The sequence below is a fragment of the Streptomyces sp. NPDC031365 genome (assembly GCF_055569765.1).
Genome location: NZ_JBVIIM010000031.1, coordinates 60,040 through 81,472 on the forward strand (window position 1 = coordinate 60,040; position 21,433 = coordinate 81,472).

Genomic DNA, 21,433 nt, shown 5'->3' on the forward strand with positions numbered 1-21,433 from the left:
AGCGGGCCCACCACCTACGGGGGCAGCGCAGGGAGCACGACCACCGAACCGTCCTCTTCGCGGCGACCTCGATCACCACGTCTGCCGCGCGGTCATCGACCATGACACCGTCGCCCCGCTGGTGAATCCGACGTGCCGCGCGCATCAGGCGGTCGGCTTCCGAGGTCGTGACGACGGGCCGCGGATCGCCGGGGCGGGCCAATTCCAGCGTCGGCAGCGCGCTCCTGGCCGCTGCACGCCTTTCCGCCCGGTACGCGACTCATTCGGGGCTGAAGCCCACCGTCAACTTTGGACGGGAAAACAGTAGGTTGGCGGGGTGAGTGACCAATGGAATCTGGAGATGGCCTGGCGCCGCCTCACCGACTGGCTGAAGGCGAACGCCCCGGTCTCGTACGCCTCCCTGCTGCCGCCCGCCCCGGAGCAGGCCATTGAGGCTGCCGACGCCCAGCTGAGGCAGTACCTCGGCTTCGGTCTTCCCGCTGAGCTGGGTGCTCTCTGGCGGCTCTGCGGCGGTGTGGAGCACCAGTACATCGAGGCCAATGAGGAAGAGGGCGAGGTCGGCTGTGGGGCGTTCCTGCCCGGCGGGATTCTGCTCGGCCCGGCGGACGCGCTCAGGGCGCGGCTGCCCGAGACCGGCCGCGGCGACGTGTGGGGTGCCGCGGTGGTGCCGTGGCTGACCGGCGACGAAGCGGGTCCCGAATCCGGGCACTACGTGGGCGCGGACGGCGTCGGCCGCTGGTCGCTGCCGGACAACGTGGCCTGCGACAAGCCGGGCCATCCGTCGATCGCCGCGTATCTCGACGCCGTGCACCGCACGCTCACCGAAGGGCCGGCCGATGCCAGGGGCCCGGATGTGCCTGGCCTGGTGTGGGGCTGCCTGATCTGGGACGACCCCGAGGCGCCGCTGCTGGACGATGCGCTGGAGCACTGGCACCCCGTCCACTGACCCGAGGGCCCGGGGCTACGGCTGTCTTCATCTCGCAGACAGAGCTCGCTGCACCGGTGTTGCAGCCCTTGAAGTACAGCTCCACCTCGACGCCAGCCCGGTCGACCCCAGTACCGAGGACGAGGTGTCCAAACTGCGCAGCCTGGCACCGTAGAACTGGGTTGCGGGTGTGGACCGGACAGTTCGGCGCGGTGCCGGTGAGCCGCGGTTCACCGGCCATGCCCCCGGACTGTCTGGTCAACGGCGGGTCCGAGCTTCCGGCTGACTGGTGAGAGCCCCCTACGCCGACGCCGGCAGCGCGGGGAACACGATCACCGAGCCGTCCTCGTCGCGGGCAATCTCGATCGCCACGTCCGTCGCGCGGCCGTCGACCACGGCGCCGTCGCCCAGTTGACGAATCCGGTGTGCCGCCCGCATGAGGCGGTCTACCTCCGCGGTCGTGAAGACGGGCCGCAGACCGTGCGGGCGCGCCAACTCCAGTGCCGACAGGCGGACCAGGACCTCGGCGATGCTCGACTCCAGTTCGTCGAGGCGCTTCTGGTCGCTCTTGAGCGTGCGGGTGAAGTTCTCGAACAGGTTGCCGGGGTCGGACTGGGCGTGCTCGACGGCCTGGAGGACGACGACCCGCCGCTTCAACGCGATCGCCAGGGAGGCGAGTTCGAGGTGGGCGCGGAAGATGCCGCCGTGGTCGTCGATGCCGGGGAACGACTTGGTCAGCGTGCCGAGATCGACGGCCTTGTCCTCGGGCAGCTTGTCGAGTGCGCTCCGCCACCCGGCAAGGCGGCGGTCGGCGGCGCCCAGCGCCGAGTTGATGGCGTGCACGGCCGAGTCCAGGCCCAGCGAGACACCGGGCTTGCCCTGGTCGAGCAGAATGGCGGTGGCCTTGTCGATGGCGTCACGGCAGCCGTCGAGTTCGCTGTGCTCCTCCACGAGTTTCTGCTCGTGCAGTTGCTCCAGCAGTTCGGTGATGTGCTCGATGGCCTGCTGGCGCTTGCCGTCGGCATGCGCGCTCACCCCCACCGCCACGGCCATGAGGACGAGTGGCGCGGCCACGGTGAGCATCGCACTGCCGCCGATCGCCACACCGGCTGTCGCACCGGCTCCACCGACCGCGCCGGCCGTCGCCGCTTGACCGGCCGGCACGAACGTCGCGGCGCCGACGATCTTTCCCGCCGAGTTCACCAATGGGCCGCGGATGGCGCCGTCCGCGCCCTTCGCCACCATCGGGCGAATGATGCCCTGACCGCACTGCGCGGCGACCTTCGCCGGAATCACCATGCGATACAGACCTTCGCCGGAAGCGGTCCCTGCTGTCACCGACGCGGAGGAACCACGCGCTGACTGCGTGATGAGCTGCGACAGGTGCTGCGCCAAGGGACTCGTGGCATCGAGCGGGATGCCTCGGCCGCGGTCGATCCGGTCGGGCAGCGGGTGCACCTCGAGCGTGGCGATCGGCTCCTCGGCCAGGATCGCCAGCGCACTGCGCAGCTCCGTCAGGCGCTCAGCCGTCATCGGCCCGTCCCCGGTCAACACGGGCACCCGGACATCACCGGTCGCCAGCGTCCACACCGGAACGGTTCCCTTACGGTCGTCAGTCATCGTCTCCCCTTTTTCTCCGGCCACAGCCTACGGTCGGCGCCCGACAGGAACGGTATGAATCCCGTGGATGGTGTGACCTGCCGGGCGTCGGCCGCCCGGTCATGGCCCGTACGTTCTCCAGCAGCGCGTGCAGCAGCTTGGGCTCACCGCCGGCGGTGCGTGCGGCCTCGGCGTAGGTCGGCCCGTGCTTGCCGTCCACGTATCCATCGCCCTGCGCGATCAGTTCCTGGCGGCAGGCGTTCCAAGCGGGCCAGTCGTCCTTGAGGTAGGTGTCGAGGTCGTCCTCGAAGAGGGTATGGGTGGCCTCGCTCATGCTCGTGGGACTGGCTTCTGCGTTGACCCCCAGGTAGCCGAAGATCCTCGCGTTCTTCCCGATGCTCTCTCGAATGCTCGTCGCCTTCTTTTCCGTGTCTGCGTCGGCCACCTTCCTCGGCCCCGTGTCCGCGTCGAAGACGAGGTGGCAGGCTACGCCGAACCCGGTGAGGACGGCGTGGCAGAGGATCATGTTGCCCTTGCCCTCGGCGTTCACCACGCAGATGCCTTCGGCGCCGAGGCTGAAGCCCTGACGCTCGGCGAAGGCCAGGAGGACGCTCTCGTCCGTGGCGCCCTCGACCAGGACGGCGACGTCGGCGAAGAGCGCCTCGGCAAGCTCCTTGATGTACCGCGTGGCTCCTCGTCGCGCGATGGACCTTTCCGGTACATGGCCGTCGAGGGACTGCCGCAGCTCCGTTTCGGTGAGCTCCCGCAGGCGCACCTCCGGATGCTCACCACCCCCGATGCGGTACAGCCTGCGCACCTGCTGGTAGTCGCTCGGGTCGATGAACACCGGACTGTGCGTCGCGTACATCACCTGGGTCTGGTCCTCGGCCGATTCGACCAGGCTGCGCAGCACCTGAGCGAACACCCGGGTCTGTGCCGGGTGCTGGAACAGTTCGGGCTCCTCGATCGCCAGGCACAGGGAGCGCGTACCGCTCTCGGGGCGGCGGCACTCCGAGAGATACCTGAGCGCGGCGATGATCAGCGCGCGCTGAAACCCGTGCCCCTGGCGGCGGACCGGGGTCAGGGCCGCCCCGTCACGGATGTTGACCGCGAACGCGGTCCTGGCCCGCTTCGGGACCTGAGCAGTCGGGGTGACGACGACGTCCCGTCCGGTGGTGAACCGGCCGACCTCTTGAGACAGGGCGCCGGACAACTTCGCGAGCACCGGCTCGTAGATCTCCTTGTGCACCTTCTCGCGGGCCGCCTGCGCGTCCTCGTCGATGGCCGTGAACTGAGCCTCGGCCTCCGAGCGGTCGACGGCGTGCTCAAGGATCCGGCCCACCACCGAGGCCTTGTTGTCGTCGGTCTCCTCGTAGGCCCGCAGATCGGCCGAGATGAAGACGAAGTCGATCAGCTTGCCGAGGAGGCCCTGGCCGGCGAAGCCGAAGAAGTGCGTGCCCTCCACCTCCGCCTTGGTGAGCCTGTCCCGGTTCCTGGCCTCCCAGGAGCGCATTTCGGCTTCGGCGGCGTCCCAACTGCGGACGGCAGGCAGCCCGAGCGCAGGGTCATGGTCACGTAAGGCCTTGTACGCGGCCGTCCTCTCCCGGTTCCCCGCGCACGCCCGGATCCTCTCGAAGGGGGCGTAGGCCAGGGCCTTGCCCGTGATGCGGTCCTCCCCGTTCTCCCAGGTGCGCCAGATACTCAGACTTTCGACGCCGTCCGGCGCGTAGTGGCCGAGGGCCTCGCGGTCGGAGGCGGTGAGGCCGTCGAACTCGACTTCCACGCGGATCCGCTTGGTGTCCGCGGCGGAGTGCACGTCCTCCTCACCGAGTACGCCGCCCTTCTCACCGTTGAAGAACCAGTCCAGGGCGCGCAGCACGGTGGACTTGCCGACACCCGTCGGGCCGATGAGCGAGGTGATGGAGTCGAAGGAGACGTCGAGGCTGCGTAGGCAGCAGAAGTTCTCGATACGGGCGCGCTTGATCTTCATGGTGTTCCTGACGTGTGGCGGCGTGGAAGGCCCACGGCTGCGGTGCGGTTTCGAACGAACGAGCCGCAAGTGCAAGGCACTTGGAGGCCCTTCGGGTGCAAGGGGCAGGCGCTTGCGGTGCTGTTCCGCAGGCATCACCGCAAGCATGGTTACCTAACCATGGCGCTGAAAGCACTGTCAATCGAATGTGTTCGAGGGTGTGGTGGTTGCAGTGCTGAAGGGCTGGGGCTCAGAGAAGCGCCACGGTGGCGAGGGAACGCCGAAGCGGCCGCGCATCACGCGCGGCGCCGGTCGTCGACGGTTCAGGCGGCGGTGACGCCCGCCTCGGTCAGGAAGGTGCTCGGGTCACCCGACCAGGACACGGAGAGGCTGTCCCGGGCGCGCGTGCAGGCGACGAACAGCAGGCAGCGTTCGGACATCAGGTCCGTCTCGTGCTGCTTGGAGTCGACCTCGGCAGGCGTGACCGCCTTCTGGAACGGCAGTGCCTCGTCGTCGACGCCGATGACCGCGACGCAGCGGAACTCCAGCCCTTTGAAGGAGTGCATGGTGCCGACCCGTACGGCTGTCACCTCGCCCGCCGAGGAGTCGCCGGAGGCGTTGCGCAGGCTGACCGCGAGGATGCCCGCGTCCTTCAGACGCGCCACCGCCTTCGCGCACGTCTTGTTGAACCGGGCGCTCACTCCGATCTCCCCGGCGCCGACACCCGCGTCCATCCAGTCCCGCACCTGGTCGACGAGCGCGTCCAGTTCGGCTTCCTCGCTCGCCGCGGCGTGCACGACGGGCCCGTCGCCGTGCAGGGCGGAGCGGTAGCCGAGCAGGGTCTCGTGGCGGCCCTCGTCCTCGAGCCGGTCGACCGGCCGGCCGATCAGCAGGGCGGTGGACCAGCGCAGGATCTCCTGTGTGCTGCGGTAGTTCTTGCGCAGTTTCACCGACCGCCCGGTCACCTTGATGCCGAGCGACTTCAGCGACACCTTGGAGTCGTAGATGCGCTGGTGCGGGTCGCCCGCGATGAACAGGTCGTCCGGGCGGACCGGCACGGCCGCGCGGAGCAGCCGCCACTGCGCGGGGTGCAGGTCCTGCGCCTCGTCCACCACCACGTGCCGGTACCGGGGCCCCTTCGCCTCCAGCAGCCGCGCCGCCTCCGCGCACGTCTGGAGCCAGGTACGGCACCCGTCCGCCGCCAGGTCCGCCGTGAACCGCTCCACCGTCCGCCACACCAGCGGACGTTCGGCCGCCGTCAGCCGGCTGCCCCGGCCCCGCCGGTCCGCCGCCTCGTACTCGGTGAGGCTGCCGATGCCCTGCGCCAGGACGACGTGCCGGTACTCCTGGACGAGGAACTGCGCGCTGCCGGTGAAGCCGGTCGCCTTCGCGGCCTTCCCCCAGCGGCTCACTTCCTCGTTGCTCATCAGCGGACGCAGGGCCACCGCGTCCGGTACCTCCGCGACGACACGGCTCGCGAAGCCGTCCACGGTCGAGATGTCCACGCGGTCGCGCAGTTCAGGATCGTCCACCAGCGACTCCAGACCCGACCGGAGCGCGTTGACCAGGGCGTTGGTGTACGTCGTCAACAGGATGCGGTCGCCGTCCCGCAGATGCCCGAGCAGATGCTTGACCCGGTGCAGCGCGACGACCGTCTTGCCGGTGCCAGGCCCGCCGGTGACCTGCGCGGGCCCCGAGTACGACGCCCGGTACGCCACCTTCCGCTGCGAGGGGTGCAGGAAGACCCGCCAGGCCGCGAAGGGCTTCTCGAGGATGTCCCGCAGTTCCTCGGAGGCCGTCACCAGCGCGAACCGAGCCCGGGTGTGCTGGATCGCCGTCTCGTAGTCCCGCGTGTCCACCGGCTGCGTGGACGCCTGGAGGGCGGGCGCCACGATGTCCTGCCAGACCTCCTCCACCGTGCAGCCCGCGGCGAGATACTGCAGTACCTCCCGCTGGTCCTGCGGCAGCAGCGGCGCGAAGACGTCCAACTGCTCCTGGTCGACCATCGACCGCGCCTGCCGCAACGTCTCGGCGTCGATACCGAGCGCGCCGAGGTCCCCGTCGGAGAACTTCGCGAACAGCCGGGGCTTCGGCGACGACTCCGCCACCCGCTCGTATGCGGGCGTGATCTCGTCCAGGGTCGCCGCGTCCCGGATCTCGACCGCGCGCGTCACCGCGTTGATGCTGGACTTCTGCTTCATGGCCCAGGCGATGGCCTTGTCGTGCGGCAGCACCCGCAGCAGAACGAAGGTGTCCCCGGAATCCGGCGCCAGCACCACCCCGCGCCAGAACTGGTCGATACGGATCGTCCGGATCTGTTTGTCCTGCGCCTTCGTCAGGCTCTCCAGCTTCAGCCCCGGGTCCTTGAAGAGCTGATCGAGGGTGAGCCGGTCGAACTTCTCCCAGGCGTCCAGCACGCCCTTCCTGACCGGCGGCTGGAGCTTGGGCAGTTCGGCGAAGAAGCCGATGTCGAAGGCGAGTCGAGGCATGGGCGGATCCTAGTGTCCGTGCGGGCGGGGCCGGAGAGGAAGGCCAGGTCAGGGGGAGGAACCCGAGTCGCCACCGTCGAGATCCAGCCGGATCACGTCCAGCGTCTCCGCCACCTCGGCGGTCAGCTCGTCGTCCGGGCCCAGCACCACGCACAGGTCCGTGTGCAGCGGCTCCAGGACGTCGTACGCCTCCGCCGCACGCTGCTGTGCGAGCAGCATCATGCCGATGTCGCGGCGCAGCTCCACCGCGTTCTCGCTCACGTCCCCGTCGACGGCCCGTACGGCGTCCAGTACCCCGTTCAGGCCGGCCAGCGCCTCGGTCACCCGGCCGAGTTCACCGCGGCAGCGGGCCGCCTGGGCACGGCAGTACAGAGCCTCCTCGCCACCCGGACCGCTCACCCGGGCGTAGGCGTCGGCGAGCGACTCGAACTCGGGCAGCGCGGCCCGGTGGTCACCGGCCAGCTGGCGGCTGTCCGCGCGGCGCCTGCGCAGTCTGAGCACGGCCTTGTTGTCCGGGCCGAGCACCCGCGCCACCGGCTCGATCATCTCGCCCACCACCTCGGCGGCCTGCGAGTACCGCTCCTCCTCCAGCAACGCACGGTAGTGCGCGTCGACTTCACGCAGCTGCTCCCGCAGCTCCTCCTTCTCCGCCGCGGGGAGGGCGGGCGGTGCGTCCGGCGCCGTGGCGGGCCGGGTGCCCGAGGTACCGGCACGCGCGCGGGGTGCGTAGGGGCGGCGGAAGATCCCGGTCGGATCGGGCGCCCCGGAAGGCCCCGCCTCGCCCGGTGCGGACTCCTCGCCGGGTGCCGGCAGGAACGGCCGCAGACGCTCGTACACCTCCTGCACATCCGCCGGACGCGCCTCGGGTGCCTTGCGGAGCAGGTGCAGGACGAGCGCTTCCAGGGCCTCCGGTACGTCGGCACGCAGCTGCCGCAGCGGAGTGGGAGCCGCGTTGACGTGCTGCATCATCAGCTGCCACTCGCCGTCCCCGGCGAACAGGGGCCGCCCGCAGAGCAGTTCGTGCAGCACGCAGCCGAGCGCGTACAGGTCGGTGCGCGGTGTGACCCGGGCGCCGCGCACCTGCTCCGGTGCCATGTACTGGTACGTCCCGACCGGGCTGCCCGTCGCGGTCAGCTTGGTGACGTCCGTCCGCAGGATCGCCGCGATGCCGAAGTCCAGCACCTTCACCGTGCCGTCCCGGGCGACCAGGATGTTGCCCGGCTTCAGGTCACGGTGGACCACGGGCACGTCGTGCGCGTACGACAGCACGGTCGCGACCTGCGCCGCCACAGACACCGCCCAGCCGATGGGGAGGGGCGGCTGCTGGTCGGGGCGCACGTAGGCGGTCAGCGGCACGCCGTCGACCAGCTCCATGACGAGGAACAGCTGCTCGTACGACTCGTCAAGGACCGCGTCGTACACCTGCGGGACGCCCGGGTGCTGGATCCGCGCGGTGACGCGTGCCTCGCGCCGGAAGCGCTTCTCGAACTCCTCCGCCAGATGCGGGGACGTCACGGCCTGCGGCCGGATCAGCTTCACGGCGACCGGCCGGTCCAGTACGACGTCGTAACCGCGCCAGACGTCCCCCATGCCGCCGTGGCCGAACTGGTCCAGCAGTTCGTAGCGTTCCGCGATCCGTCGTACGTCCGGCACCTGGTCCCGCCCCCGCTCGCGTCGAGTGCCCGAAGAGCTCTGCGCTGTGATCGGGGATCAGTCTTCCGGGCGAGGGCGTGCGCGTCCAACCAGGGCGGGCGGTGCTTGCGTGATCAGGTCAGGCGGGGTAGGCGGTGCACTCCGCCCAGACGGTCTTGCCCGGCCCGCCCCCGGCACGGGGCGAGCAGCCCCAGCGGTCGGCCAGCGCGGCGACGAGCAGCAGACCGCGCCCGCTCTCGCCGTCCCGCGGTGGTGTGGCGGGGAGATGGGGGAGGCGCTCGTCCCGGGTGTCGGTGACCTCGATCCGTACGGTGCGGGCGGCCGGGTCGGCGGCCAGGCGTACGTGGAAGTCCCGGCCGGCGACGTGCCCGTGCCGCACGGCGTTGGCGCACAGCTCGGCCGCCACGAGCGTGACGACGTCGTGGGCGTCGCTGTCGTACGGGACGCCCCAAGCGTCGAGGCAGTGCTCGCACATGCGCCGGGCGAGGCGGGCACCGCGCGGGGTGGAGCTGAAGCGCATCGAGAACTGATGCACAGTGACGGGTGATGGTGTTGCTGTCATGCACTCACCGTCGCGTGTCATCTCCCAGCGTGACCAGTGGTGACGCGCTGCTTCCGAGGGTTCGTACGGGACGGGCGCGGGCGCTGTACGGATCGGTACGAGGGGAGACGCAGCGGGTGGGAGGCTCTGGAGGTCGACCGGCGTCATGAACGTTGCCGATGTGTACGCCGGGTAAGGCACGGGAGGTCCGTTCCCAGTATGCCGGTCGGATCCGATGCGGGTGAACCCGGCTTTGGCCAGGACGCGTCCGGAGGCCATGTTGGCAGGATGGTGAGTGGCTTCCAGACGGTCGAGACCGACGACTGCGAAGGCGAACCGGACGACGTGCCGGGCGGCTTCGGTGGCGTAGCCGTTGCCCCAGGTGTCCTCGCGGAGAATGTAGCTCAGGGTGGCCAGGGCCGGGGCTCTCTCCCGCAGGGTGATCTGACCGATCAGGTCCTTCTCGATGACGATGCCCCATGTCCACTGCTGACAGGGATTCTGAGCGGCTCTTGCGAGGGCCGTACGAATCCTGTTCTCGGCCTCGCCGAGAGTGAGGGGCTTGCCAGTCGTGTAACGGACCGAGCCGGCGCCGTAGATGCGTTGGAGGGCCGGGGCGTCGTCGGGAGCCAGGTTGCGCAGAATCACCATGAGGCCGCCAGATCCTCGGCGGTGGGGCGGTCGGCGGGGTCAGCGGACAGGCAGGCGGTGATGACTTCTTCGAAGGCGGCGAACGGCCATGGCCGGATGTCGTCGAGGGCCGTGGTACTGCCCTTGGCGATGGCCCGCAGCTTGTCCGTCCGGTTGGCCTCATCGGGGTAGGGGACGGGATGGTGACCGGTCCAGCACCAGAAGAGGGAGGCCCCCAGACTCCAGATGTCGGCGGCCGGCCTGGCTTGGACATGGGCGTCGGCAGGGGTGGTGAGGATCGCGGCGGCGACTTCGGGGGCGGTGGTGTGGGTGAGCGCGCCCCGGTAAGGGAGGCGATGGCCGTCACCTGGGCCGCAGGCAAGGGCGTAGTCGATGACTGCCGCGCGGCCGTCGTTGGTGATGAGGGTGTTGGTGGGCTGGACGTCGGCGTGTGCCCAGCCGATGGCATGCATAGGGGCGAGGTGTTCCGCCCAGGTACGGGTGATGCCCAAAAGCCAAGGGCGGGTCGAAGGGCGGTCTCCTTCCGGCCCGCGGGCGAGGGCCAGGGCGCGCCACAGGGGTGCGCCGTCGATCCAGTTCACGGCGAGCCACCGGCCGCCCTCCCACGTTCCGGCACCGACCCGATAGGCGGGGCTGAGGGCGCCGGCTTCGGTGAGGCGGAGAAGGTGATCGTCCTCCTGGGCCATCTCGGCGGCCTTGTCACGGGCGTCGTCGCCGTGGGGGTCGTTGGCTTTCAGCGCGACCGCACCGTCGGGTCCCTGGATTTTCCAGGCCCGCGAGCCTCGCCGGTCGCTCAGCAGCCGTGCGGAGGTGGGCTCACCGATGTGTCCGGTGAGAAGGTCGACGGCTTCGCCGGGGGGAGAAGGTGGCTGGCCCATGTGCGGATCTCCTTCCACTGCGTGGGAACGTGCTCGAAGACGTCGCGGCCGTCGTCCTCGGCCACGGCGAGGGCCGCGGCCAGCTCTGGGGTCGCGCGCAGGAAACGCGGGTCGCGGCGACGGACGGCGGCTCTCACGGGGAGAAACGAGGCGGGTGCGGGCGGGATCCGCCCACCGAGCGCGGTGACTTCCTCTGCTCCCGCGCAGAACTTGCCGAACATCACACCGACCGGCCCGTACAGATTTTTCAGGACCCAGTGCGGCCAGGCCAGCAGATCGCGGTGCGTGGTGCCGGACACCTCGCCGAGGAGGACGATGTTCTCGCATCGCAGAAGGCCGTGCGGTCGCTTCAGCAGAGGCCGCAGCCACTCCGCGGCCTGGACGCCCGCGTGGAAGAGCTCCGCCTCCACCGCGGCCGCGTCGCCGTCGGCACGGTAGACCGTCCAGGTCGTCAGGTCCTGCCGGAGCGAGGGGGCGAGGTAGGGGCAGTACGCGGTCATCTGCCGCACGTAGTCGCTGATGCCCACGGTCGTCGGCCGGGTGGTGCGGGCCTCTACGAGGCGCAGCGCCCCGGCAGTGGGCCGGGGCGCCGACGTGGTGGGGAGGGTGGTCACCGTCGACCGGCCTCCGACTGTCCGGGAACGAAGTCGTCGTCGCCGTCCCCGCCGGTCGGGGTGCAGTCCCACTCGGCGACCACGGTGCCGGTGGCGCGGTAGCGGGTGAGTGCCTCCTGGTCCATGGTGCCGTCGGCGTCGGCGAACCAGATCTCCGGCAACGGGCCGTACGCCTCCTCGTAGGCGTCCGCCCAGGAGATCGGGCCGTGGCCACTCGCTGCGACGTGGCGGATCAGCTGCCCGGCGGTCTCATGGCAGAGGGCCGCATACTCGGGAGTGCCGAGCATCTCGTGCCAGACGGCGTCCACGGCGGGGGAGAACATCTCAGGTGCGGGCCGGCCGTCCTTCAGGAGCCGGCCGGTGATGGTCAGGAACCGGTGCAGCTCGGTCGTCGCGGTGCTCACGATGGTGTTCCTCCCGATGTCGAACGGTGCTTGTCGGCCCGGAGTCCGGGCCCCGTCCCGGAACGCTAGAGACCGCCGCTCCGGGTACTCCACTTCCTTGCACGAGCTTGCACACCAATTCAGCTGTACGGGTGCCGTGTTGACGCTCCAGCGGCAGGTCGGGAAGGCTTGTGCAAGTCTGAGCAAGCGCCCAGGCGAGGAGGCCGACATGTCCGTAGAGTTCATTGGAATCGACCCCGACACCGACCGCGACCACTGCCCGACGGTGTGGGTCGACACGGAGGCTCAGGAAGTCCTGCTTCAGGGCTGGCAGGCTGACGCCGAGACTCAGGCCCGATGCGAGGCGACGAGTCCGGCGAACGGCTCAGTACCGGAAACGGAAGCGGTCATCCGGATCCCGGCCCGGATGATCCCCATGATCAGGGAGGCCTGCGATGCCGTCGAGCGTGCCCGGCTTCGGTGAACTCCTGGGTGAGTGCAAGCGTTCCGCTGTCCACCTGGAGACGCGCGATTCTTATGCGCCCACTGAACGCTTCGAGGCGTGGCGCCGGGGAGAGCGCATCGACTGGGCGGACAGAGAGTCCTGGTGGCATCCCTACGACCAACTGATCAGTGACACCGTGGCCCGTGGTGTGGTGATCCGACGGGCCCGGATCGTTTCGCAGCCCGTCAGCGACTACATCAGGTGGGAGCACTACGTCACGCACGCCAACGTGACGGCGGGTGAGCAGGTCCGATGGCTGCCACGAAGACTGACAACAGGCCTTGCGCTTCCGGGGAACGACTTCTGGCTGTTCGATGACACCTTGCTCAGGGTCCATCACTTCTCGGGTGATGGTGCGGTGGTGGAGGACGAGATCACGGATGACCCGGCCTCCGTGGAGCTTTGTCGCTCCGCGTTCGAAGAGGTCTGGCGGCTCGCCGTCCCGCACGAACGCTTCGAGCTCTGACGGATCGACCGGTTCGTTGTCCCGACATCCCTCCCCGAGCGTCCAGCAGGCACGCGAAGCCCTGGCCACGCGACTTCGTGAGCTGCGGTTGGACACGGGGATCTCAGGGCGCGAACTGGCCGCCCGGTGCGGCTGGCACGAGTCGAAGACCTCCCGCATCGAACATGCCCGGACTCCTCCGTCCGACAACGACATCCGGGCCTGGTGCGCCGCGTGTGGGGCATCGGCGGAGGAAGCAGCGGACCTGACGGCAGCCAACCGGCAGTCTGCCGAGGCACATGTCCGGTGGCAGCGGTTGCAGCGCACCGGCTTGCGCCGCCTTCAGGAGGCAGGAGCGTCTCTCTACGAACGCACAGGCCTGTTCCGTGTCTACTGCTCCGACGTCGTGCCGGGGTTTTTCCAGACGCCCGCATACGCCACGGCACTGCTTTCGTCCATTGCGGCATTCCGGGGGACTCCCGACGATGTGAGCGATGCCGTAGCGGCCCGCATGGAACGGAACCGGGTCATCCGGGAGGGCGACCACCGGTTCTCGATCGTGCTGGAGGAGTCGGTCCTGAGACACCGCGTCGCCGACGCCGAAACGATGGCCGCTCAGTACGGTCACCTGCTGGCCGTCATGGCTCGGCCCAGGGTCGCCGTGGGCATCATCCCGTTCGCCGCTGAGCGGGCCGTTTGGCCGATGGCCACCTTCACCGTGTTCGACGGCGGACGGGTCCACGCGGACACCCTGGACGCGGCCCAGACCCTGACCCAACCCAGTCAGGTGGACCTGTATGTACGGGCCTTTGACCGACTCGCCGAGCACGCCGTGCGGGGAACGGCGGCACGGGAGCTGATCGCGAACGCCCTGGCCTCACTCGATCTTTGACCGGATCAGTACTCCAGAGATGAGCGTCGCGGGCGAGCCCATCGCGAACCGGTTCACCTTGACGGGTGGTTGTGTGACGGTCAGGTACTTACAGTGGCTGGTTGTGGCCTAGCGTGACCGGCGGTGGCGTGCTACTTCCGGACGTTCGTACGGGGGTGGGTGCGGGTGCTGTACGGGACGGTACGCGGGGAGAGGCGGCAAGGGCGGTGACCGAGGTGCGGGACGAGGAGACGGTACGGCAACAGCGGCGGCCGGAGGATGAGCCCGGGACGGGCGTGGTGACGGCGTTCGGACGGCAGTTGAAGCTGCTGCGGACGCGGGCGGGGATGGAGCGGGCGGAGTTCGGGAAGCGGGTGGGGTACTCGGGGGAGACGGTTGCTTCTATCGAGCAGGGGAGGCGGATTCCGCAGGCGTCGTTCATCGACAAGGCGGATGAGGTTCTGGAGGCAGGGGGTGTACTCCGCGCACTGAAGGAGGAAGTGGGGAAGGCTCAGTACCCGGCGATGTTCCGGGACATGGCTGGGATCGAGTCGAAAGCCACGGCCCTGAACCTGTACGCCATGTACGCAGTGCCTGGTCTGTTGCAGACCGAAGCCTACGCACGTGCGGTCTTCCACATGCAGCGGCCGTTGCTGGAGGACGACGTGATCGAGCAGAGGCTTGAGGCACGGATGGCGCGCCAGGAGATCTTCTCCCGTCGCCCTGCACCCTTGATGAGCTTCGTGATCGAAGAGGCCGTGCTGCGCAGGCCGATCGGTGGAGCGAAAGTCTTGCGCGAGACACTGGAACACATCCTCGTCACGGGTCAGTCTAGGAACGTGGAGGTGCAGGTCATGCCGATTGAGCGGGAAGACAATGGGGCGCTGAGTGGCCCCTTCTCGTTGATCGACACCGACAGAGGCCAGCGGATCGCGTACGCGGAAGTACAAGATCACAGCAGCATCTACACCGACGCTGGATACGTGCGCACGCTGGAAGCACGCTATGGCATCCTCCGATCACAAGCCCTGACACCGAGCGAGTCAGCGGCGTTCATCAAGCAACTGATGGGAGAGACATGAGCGTGCAGCACAGCAAGGCGGCTGTGCCCGAGGCCGCTTGGGTCAGGAGCAGCTACAGCACAGGCAACGGTGGCGAGTGCGTCGAGGTCGCCGCAGCCTCTGGGGCCGTTCTCGTCAGGGACTCGAAGCAGCCCGCAGTGGCCAGGCTTGCCTTCGGCCCCGAAGCATGGGGCGGTTTCGTGCGGATGGCTGCCGAGCGCTGAACCGGCGGACGGACGACGAGTGGGGCCCGGTGCGGCAAACGCACCGGGCCCCACTCGTCGTCCGTCAAAAGTCGTCCAGCCCTTCCTCTCGGCGGATCATCCGCCAGGCCGCGCGGCGAGCGCTGCGGTCGAGGTTGGACTTGAAGTCCCGGTCGGTACCGAAGTACCGCCTGCCGAGGGTGTCGATGGTGGAGACATGATCCATCATGTTCTCCTCGAACTTCTTGTCGAAGACGATCCCGAAGTTCTCCTCGTCGTTGACGACGGCCGCGGCCCGGACCTTCGGGTCCTTCTTCGTCGCGTTGAAGGCCGGGAGGACGTCCTCCTCGGTGAACTCCGTACCGAATTTGGAGTTGAACTTCTCGATCAGCTCGGACAGCAGTGACTTGTCCGAGTCCTTCGCCCCGCCCGCCCCGTCACCGAAGCCCTTGAGCTCGGCGGGACCCTCGGGCGTGAGGGACACGTCGTGCTCGCCGGTCTTCTCGACGCGCAGGTGACTGAGGTCGACCTCGCCTATGTCGACTCCACCGTCCGCGAGGCGGGGGAGTCGGTTGAGCAGGTGGCGCCCGTAGAGGTGCAGGCGCTCCAACTCGGCATCGCGGTACGGGACGATCTGCGCGAGGAAGCCGTACTTGCGGACGTAGTCATTGAGGTTGGCACGGAACTCCTCGGCCGTCTCGACGTCGTCCTCCTCCTCGCTCTCCAGCAGAGCGGCGAAGCGGACGACGGCGGGGGAGAGGAGCCGGTACAACTCCGCGTGCAGCCTCTCCCACTTGGACTGGACGCCGCCTGCCTTCTCCTCCGCCTCGAAGTACGCGGCGACGAACTCGTCCATGTCCTGCTCCGAGATGATCGGCGCGGACATGACGCGGCTCTGGGCCGTGTAGAGGAGATTCGGGTCGGAGGGCAGGGTGTGCGCCTCCTCGAAGTACGGACGGAAGGCTTCCTGGATGTCCTCGGCCTCGTTGACGAAGTCGAGGACGGCGAGGTCGGCCTGGGACTTGCGCTCGGCGGTGCGGTTGAGGCGGGAGAGGGTCTGCACGGCGGCGATGCCGGTCAGCGTCTTGTTGACGTACATCGTCGTGAGGAGCGGCTGGTCGAAGCCGGTCTGGTACTTCTCGGCGACGACCAGGATCCGGTACTCCTGCTGCCCCTTGCCGCCGGCCTTCGCGGCCTTGTCGTCGGCGCGGGTGTAGCCGAACGCCTTCGGCAGCGCGGCCTCGGAGATGCCGCCGTTCTCCTTGACCTCGGTGGTCTCCTCACCGTCGATGGCGAGGGTGCCGGAGATCGCGACCAGGACGCCCAGGTCCGGGTACTTGGTGTCGTACTCGCTGTCGGCGATGTAGCTGCGGATGGCGCGGGCCATCTGGACGGCGGAGTGACGGGACGCCGTGACCACCATGGCCTTGGCGCGTCCGCCGAGCCGGCCGCGGGTGTGGTGGACGAAGTGCTCGACGATCACCTGGGCGTGCTGCGACACCGTGTGCTCGTGCATGAGCGCGAACCGGGCGAGCAGGCTGTTCGCCTTGGAGGGGTCGACCTCCTTCTCGTCGCGGTTGAGGTTCGCGAGCTTCCAGTAGGTGTTGTAGGTGACGTAGTTGCGCAGGGGGTCGAGGATGAAGCCTTCCTCGATGGCCTGGCGCATGGAGTAGGTGTGGAAGGGGCGGTAGACGGTTGTGCCGTTCTCCACGCCTTCCGTGCCGAAGAGTTCGAGTGTCTTGGACTTGGGTGTGGCGGTGAAAGCGAAGTAGGAGAGGTTGGTGGCGCGGGAGCGCGCCACCGCCTTCGCCTTGAGCTGGCCGTCCACGGTGACCGTGGTCGCGCCCTCGTCGCCCGAGTCGGCGTCCAGGCCGAGGTCCCGCAGGGCGGACTTCACGGCGGTGGCGGCGTCACCGGACTGCGAGGAGTGCGCCTCGTCGACGATGACCGCGAAGCGGGTGCCCTTGATCTCGGTGGGGTTGCGCTTGATGTAGTCCAGCAGCGCCGGGAACGAGTGCAGGGTGACCGTGACGATCTTCCCGGTGTCCCGGGAGAGGGCACGGGCGAGCTGCTCGCTCTTGGCGCCGTGCTTCTCGTCGACCTTGACGACCAGGCCGTCGGTCTGGCTGAAGCTGCCGACGGTCTCCCGGAGCTGGGCGTCCAGGTTCCGGCGGTCGGTGATGACGATGACCTTGTCGAAGACGGGTTCGCCCGGCTTGATACGGCCCTCGGCGAGAGCCTCGGGGTTCAGGACGCTCGGATCGGTCCGGGCGTGCAGGTCACTGAGTCGGTGGGCCAGCCAGCCGATGGTGTTCGACTTGCCGGAGCCCGCGGAGGCCATCACCAGGTAGTTCTGGCCGGCACCGTGAACGGACGCGTGTGTGGTGAGCTTCTTGACCACGTCCCACTGGTGGAAGCGAGGGAAGATCGTCGTCTTGGTGGTGCCGCCACCGGGCGTCTTGTGCTTCTGCTGGTGCACGAAACGCTGGAGGAGGTCGAGCCAGTTGTCCCGCTGCCAGACCTGTTCCCAGAGGTAGGAGGTGGCGTATGTGCCGTGGGTGGTGGGCGCGGGGTTGCCGGATCCGCCGGGCTGGCCGGGGCCGTTCGAGCCGGTGTTGAAGGGCAGGAACTGGGTGTTCTTGCCGCGCAGCTGCGTGGTGACGAAGACCAGGTCCGGGTCGACGGCGAAGTTCGCGATGACGCGGCGGGTGAAGATCAGCTCGGTCGGGTCCCGGTCGGTCCGGTACTGCTCCTTGGCCTGCTCGACACCCTGCCCGGTGAGCGGGTTCTTCAACTCGGCCGTGGCGACTGGGATGCCGTTGAGAAACAGGGTCAGGTCGAGCCGGTGGCCCCAGTCGGCCTGCTTGGTGGCGTAGGGGAGTTCACGGACGACGGTGAGACGGTTGGCCCGGTAGCCGTTGAGGACGGAGGGAGCGGAGATGAGGTTGGGCCTGAAGTAGGCGACACGAAGTCGGACCCCTCGGTCCTTGACGCCGTTCCGGAGGACGTGAAGTAGCCCGTCATCGGCGATGGCCCGGTCGAGCCGCTGTGCGAAACCACGCTGGGCCTCGTTGGGATTGCCACCGTAGACGGTAAGGATTTCATTCCACTCGTCAGGCTGACTCTTGCCGATGAAGGTGAACAGCTCGTTGGTGTCGAGCCCGAGGTCGGCCTGATAGTCCTCGGGGTTCGCCTCTTGCCAGCCTCTCTCGCAGAGGACGCCAACGATGGCGGCCCCGAAGGAGGACTCGTCGTGCACGGGACTCATACGGCGACTCCATCGGTCACGTTGCGACCGCTGGCCGTAGTTACGTCAAACTGGCCAGTCACGGCTGCGGTGATGAGGGCCTGGCGGCGTTCAAGCAAGGTGTTGAGTTGACGGGTGAGGAGGTTGTCGAGACGATGCCAAGCTTCATTTGTCTCATCCATCCGCTTTGCGATTTGACGCTGCCTTGCGGGCGGTGGGCATGGAATTGACAGCTGAAGTAGCGTCCCGATGTTCACGCGCGTGAAGGTGCTACCGATTTGAAGGCTCTGCAATTCAGCCAAAGCTACGGTGTTCAGTACGTAGCTCAGAAAGAGCTGATCCTGGTCCGAACTCGTGATTCGACACACGTCTTGCCCCATGGTGAAAGGCGCGCTTATGTCAACGTATGCAGCTGTGCCAACCGAGGCGTTTCGGCTGTAGACAATGTCTCCACGTCGGGGTCTCCTCAGATCATCGGCCAAGTCGCGAAAGTCATGCTCGCTAACGAAGCGGTGAGCGCGTGACAGGTTCAAACGGCCCGGAGACACATCTCCTGGGCTCACGACGGGGTAGCCACTGTCAACATATTCTGGCGTTCTATGTTTGCAGTCAATGATCTGCCAACGTCGCTTGAGTGGCAGTACAGCCCAGCCATCGGGCACGGTAGGGATCCAAGGGTTTCCTGACGGGCTAGACGGAAGCTTTGCTCCTGTTGCTAGATCCTCGATAGCGCGTCGATTGCGTTCGCCTAGCAGTGACTGGTGTCGTTTCCTTAGCGTCGCGAGCTTATCGATGCGGGTTGCCTCGGCGTCGAGGAAGTCGGCGATGCGGCGCTGCTGAACCAGGGGTGGTAGCGGTAGAGGAAAACTTTGAATTTTACTGCTATTGGTCGAAGCCAGATTCGTGGTTCTCGTTCCGGTACTTTCGAAGTAGTGGCGTCCGTACCGAGACTGGGTCACGTAGGCGAGGAACCGACCGTCGAGACGCATCGGATCGGGACGAACTGCGAAGATGTGGTTCTGGTGCAGGCACCCCTCAAGTTCGCCCTGCCAGACAGTTCCACGGCCCAGCTTGTCCAAGTCCCCACCTTCGGTCATCAGGACGTCACCAGGACGAAGAGTGCTGCGCTCGGCCACATTTCGGGGCACGGTGATCTCAGTGACCGATTCCAGGTTCAGACTTCCTGCTTGGACGTTGGCAACACGCAAGTAGGGGCGTGTGACGACATCACCTGTGACGTCTCGTTTAGCGTCGACGGTCAGCCCGTTCTGCAAGCGGGCGACGTAGCCGAGGCGCACGAATTCGTAGGTGTCAGGGAGTGTAAGGGACCGCGGAGTGAAGGCTGATGTGCTCACCGGGCCACTTCCCCGAGTAGAGCCTGGATTTCGGTCTCAAGAGACTTCAGCTCGGCATCGATCTCCGTGAGTGGCCGCGGCGGCTCATACGCATAGAAGTGCCGTGTAAACGGAATTTCGTACCCAATCTTCGTCTTACTGCTGTCGATCCATGCATCCGGCACATGCGGGTGAACCTCCCGCACCAAGTATTCCTCGACGTCCTCCCCCAACGGCACGTTCTCGTAGTCCCGAAGCTCCCCATCCGGCTCAGGCTGCCCCTTGACGAGCTGCACCTCACCCCCCGGATCCCGCACCCCCAGCACATCCCGCAGCGCCTTGTTGAACGGCGCCCCCGTAGGCCACGTCCCGCCGGCCTGCACCACCGCGTCCTTCAACGCGAGCCAAGCCTCCTGCTTCGTGCCCCAACTCGCCCCGACCAGCGACTTGCACGCATCCGCCAACGCCGAAGCCTGCGGAAGCCTCTGGATCGCCTTGGACGCCTCCAGCGCCGTCAGCGTCTCCTCCGTCACCTCGAACCGCAGCTTCAGCGGACGCTCCACCGTGATCCGCTGGTACCCGAAGGCTTCGTTCGCGAAGACCTTGACCTTCCCGTGCAACGGATGCTCCGCATCCCCCGCCACGGCCAGCGCCTCTCCGTACAGCTTGACGACCTCGGCGATGTGCTCCTTGCCCAGAGCCTTCCGCTTGTCGCCCAGCGACTTCCGCATCTTCTGCCACTGGTCCCGCGCGTCCAGCAGCACGACCTTGCCCTTGTGGTCCGGGCTCTTCCGGTTCGTCAAAATCCAGAAGTAAGTCGAAATACCGGTGTTGTAGAACAACTGGTCCGGCAGCGCGACGATGCCCTCCAGCCAGTCGTTCTCCAGGATCCAGCGCCGGATCTCCGACTCGCCCGAGCCCGCCGCGCCCGTGAACAGGGGCGAACCGTTGAAGACGATCGCGAGCCGCGAACCGCCCCCGCCGTTCACGTCCACCGGCTTCATCTTGGAGATCATGTGCTGGAGGAACAGCAGTGATCCATCGTTGATGCGCGGCAGCCCCGCCCCGAACCGGCCGGCCTCGCCCAGCGCCTTGTGCTCGTGCTCGACCTCGTCCTTGACCTTCTTCCACTCCACGCCGAACGGCGGGTTGGCCAGCATGTAGTCGAAGGACTTCCGCGCGTGCCCGTCATCGGAGAAGGAGTTGCCGAAGGCGATGTTCTCCGGGTCCTGGCCCTTGATCATCAGGTCGGACCGGCAGATCGCCCATGACTCGGGGTTGAGTTCCTGCCCGAACACCTCCACCGTGGCGTCCGGGTTCAGCTCCTTGATGAGGTCGTCCATCGCGGACAGCATGCCGCCCGTGCCGCAGGCCGGGTCGAGGACCGTGCGCACCGCACCCGGAAGCTGCAACGCGTCGCCGTCCGGGGCGACCAGCAGCCGCACCATCAGCTGGATGACCTCGCGGGGCGTGAAGTGCTCACCGGCCGTCTCGTTCGACTGTTCCGCGAACCGGCGGATCAGTTCCTCGAAGATGTAGCCCATGTTGTGGTTGGGCACGACCTCCGGACGCAGGTCCAGGTCCGTGAACTTGCCGAGGACCTTGTAGAGCAGCCCGGCGCTGTCCAGCCGCTTGATCTGCTGAGCGAACTCGAACCGGTCCAGTACTCCCCGCGCGTTGTCGGAGAAGGCCCCCACATACACCTGGAGGTTCTGCGCCGCGTTCTGCGGGTCCGCGGCGATCTTCTTCAGGGTCAGGCTCGACCGGTTGTAGAACGAGTGGCCCGAGGCCCGCCGCAGGAAGCGGTCCGGGTCGATCCCGCTCTCCTTGTGCTGCTCCGCGATCTCCGCGACCTTCTCGCGGGTCGGATCGAGCACGCACTCCAGTCGCCGCAGGACCGTGAACGGCAGGATGACCTTGCCGTAGTCGGACTGCTTGTAGTCCCCCCGCAGGAGGTCGGCGACGGACCACGCGTGGTTCGCCAACTCCGTGTGCTTACTGCTGTTCAACTGGATCCCCGGATTCCTTCCGAAATGTCCCGACCCCACCGCCCGAGCCGATCAGC

Annotated in this window: 17 protein-coding genes and 1 pseudogene; 6 read left to right on the forward strand and 12 right to left on the reverse strand. The window is 67.8% G+C overall.

The annotated features are described in order from the left end of the window. The first annotated feature begins 316 nt into the window (after positions 1–316). Positions 317–946: an SMI1/KNR4 family protein gene (locus tag ACZ5C2_RS32220; protein WP_468799286.1), complete on the forward strand. Its 630-nt coding sequence runs from the start codon at positions 317–319 to the stop codon at positions 944–946. A gap of 279 nt (positions 947–1,225) precedes the next feature. Here ACZ5C2_RS32220 and ACZ5C2_RS32225 read toward each other — a convergent pair whose 3' ends face one another. The 9 genes and pseudogenes from ACZ5C2_RS32225 to ACZ5C2_RS32265 form a co-directional block, all read right to left on the reverse strand. Next, positions 1,226–2,545: a hypothetical protein gene (locus ACZ5C2_RS32225; protein WP_468799288.1), complete on the reverse strand. Its 1,320-nt coding sequence runs from the start codon at positions 2,543–2,545 to the stop codon at positions 1,226–1,228. Next, positions 2,538–4,514 carry an ATP-dependent nuclease gene (locus ACZ5C2_RS32230; RefSeq protein WP_468799290.1) on the reverse strand — a complete coding sequence of 659 codons (1,977 nt, stop codon included), beginning with the start codon at positions 4,512–4,514 and terminating at the stop codon, positions 2,538–2,540. The genes ACZ5C2_RS32225 and ACZ5C2_RS32230 overlap by 8 nt, the downstream gene beginning before the upstream one ends. Before the next feature lie 302 nt (positions 4,515–4,816). Continuing rightward, the gene (locus tag ACZ5C2_RS32235) at positions 4,817–6,982 is read right to left on the reverse strand and encodes a UvrD-helicase domain-containing protein (protein ID WP_468799292.1); all 2,166 of its coding nucleotides are present in this window, start codon (positions 6,980–6,982) and stop codon (positions 4,817–4,819) included. 48 nt (positions 6,983–7,030) lie between these two features. Beyond that, positions 7,031–8,635 carry a serine/threonine-protein kinase gene (locus ACZ5C2_RS32240; RefSeq protein WP_468799294.1) on the reverse strand — a complete coding sequence of 535 codons (1,605 nt, stop codon included), beginning with the start codon at positions 8,633–8,635 and terminating at the stop codon, positions 7,031–7,033. Positions 8,636–8,753: 118 nt separating this feature from the next. Then, positions 8,754–9,155 (reverse strand): ATP-binding protein, encoded by a 402-nt coding sequence (locus ACZ5C2_RS32245; RefSeq protein ID WP_468799334.1) that lies wholly within the window; start codon positions 9,153–9,155, stop codon positions 8,754–8,756. A gap of 276 nt (positions 9,156–9,431) precedes the next feature. Next, a pseudogene (locus ACZ5C2_RS32250) lies at positions 9,432–9,827 on the reverse strand (GNAT family N-acetyltransferase); the annotation flags it as partial. After that, the gene (locus tag ACZ5C2_RS32255) at positions 9,821–10,705 is read right to left on the reverse strand and encodes a protein kinase domain-containing protein (RefSeq protein ID WP_468799296.1); all 885 of its coding nucleotides are present in this window, start codon (positions 10,703–10,705) and stop codon (positions 9,821–9,823) included. The gene ACZ5C2_RS32255 and the pseudogene ACZ5C2_RS32250, both read right to left, overlap by 7 nt. Continuing rightward, positions 10,621–11,319, reverse strand: a complete 699-nt coding sequence (locus ACZ5C2_RS32260; protein ID WP_468799298.1) for a hypothetical protein — start codon at positions 11,317–11,319, stop codon at positions 10,621–10,623. Before ACZ5C2_RS32260 ends, ACZ5C2_RS32255 begins: the two co-directional genes overlap by 85 nt. Continuing rightward, on the reverse strand, positions 11,316–11,723 hold the full coding sequence (locus ACZ5C2_RS32265) for a hypothetical protein (RefSeq protein ID WP_468799300.1): 408 nt from the start codon (positions 11,721–11,723) through the stop codon (positions 11,316–11,318). Before ACZ5C2_RS32265 ends, ACZ5C2_RS32260 begins: the two co-directional genes overlap by 4 nt. A 208-nt stretch (positions 11,724–11,931) precedes the next feature. Here ACZ5C2_RS32265 and ACZ5C2_RS32270 point away from each other — a divergent pair, with 208 nt between their 5' ends. The 5 genes from ACZ5C2_RS32270 to ACZ5C2_RS32290 all read left to right on the forward strand — a co-directional run bounded on the left by ACZ5C2_RS32270 (position 11,932) and on the right by ACZ5C2_RS32290 (position 14,808). Then, on the forward strand, positions 11,932–12,186 hold the full coding sequence (locus ACZ5C2_RS32270; protein ID WP_468799302.1) for a hypothetical protein: 255 nt from the start codon (positions 11,932–11,934) through the stop codon (positions 12,184–12,186). Then, complete coding sequence (locus tag ACZ5C2_RS32275) at positions 12,158–12,673, forward strand: DUF6879 family protein (protein ID WP_468799304.1); 516 nt, start codon at positions 12,158–12,160, stop codon at positions 12,671–12,673. The genes ACZ5C2_RS32270 and ACZ5C2_RS32275 overlap by 29 nt, the downstream gene beginning before the upstream one ends. Positions 12,674–12,689: 16 nt before the next feature. Then, positions 12,690–13,544, forward strand: coding sequence for a helix-turn-helix domain-containing protein (locus tag ACZ5C2_RS32280; RefSeq protein ID WP_468799306.1), 855 nt, complete (start codon positions 12,690–12,692; stop codon positions 13,542–13,544). 206 nt (positions 13,545–13,750) lie between these two features. Further along, the gene (locus tag ACZ5C2_RS32285; RefSeq protein ID WP_468799308.1) at positions 13,751–14,605 is read left to right on the forward strand and encodes a helix-turn-helix domain-containing protein; all 855 of its coding nucleotides are present in this window, start codon (positions 13,751–13,753) and stop codon (positions 14,603–14,605) included. After that, positions 14,602–14,808 carry a DUF397 domain-containing protein gene (locus ACZ5C2_RS32290; protein WP_468799310.1) on the forward strand — a complete coding sequence of 69 codons (207 nt, stop codon included), beginning with the start codon at positions 14,602–14,604 and terminating at the stop codon, positions 14,806–14,808. The genes ACZ5C2_RS32285 and ACZ5C2_RS32290 overlap by 4 nt, the downstream gene beginning before the upstream one ends. 64 nt (positions 14,809–14,872) lie before the next feature. On the opposite strand, the gene ACZ5C2_RS32295 is transcribed toward ACZ5C2_RS32290, so the two are convergent. From ACZ5C2_RS32295 to ACZ5C2_RS32305, 3 genes are read right to left on the reverse strand one after another with little or no spacing between them, the layout of a single operon-like run. Next, positions 14,873–18,055 (reverse strand): type I restriction endonuclease subunit R, encoded by a 3,183-nt coding sequence (locus ACZ5C2_RS32295; protein ID WP_468799312.1) that lies wholly within the window; start codon positions 18,053–18,055, stop codon positions 14,873–14,875. Continuing rightward, positions 18,052–19,389, reverse strand: coding sequence for a restriction endonuclease subunit S (locus ACZ5C2_RS32300; RefSeq protein ID WP_468799314.1), 1,338 nt, complete (start codon positions 19,387–19,389; stop codon positions 18,052–18,054). Before ACZ5C2_RS32300 ends, ACZ5C2_RS32295 begins: the two co-directional genes overlap by 4 nt. Continuing rightward, a complete protein-coding gene (locus ACZ5C2_RS32305; protein ID WP_468799316.1) occupies positions 19,386–21,377 on the reverse strand; it encodes a type I restriction-modification system subunit M in 1,992 nt (663 codons plus the stop codon). Before ACZ5C2_RS32305 ends, ACZ5C2_RS32300 begins: the two co-directional genes overlap by 4 nt. Positions 21,378–21,433 lie beyond the last annotated feature (56 nt).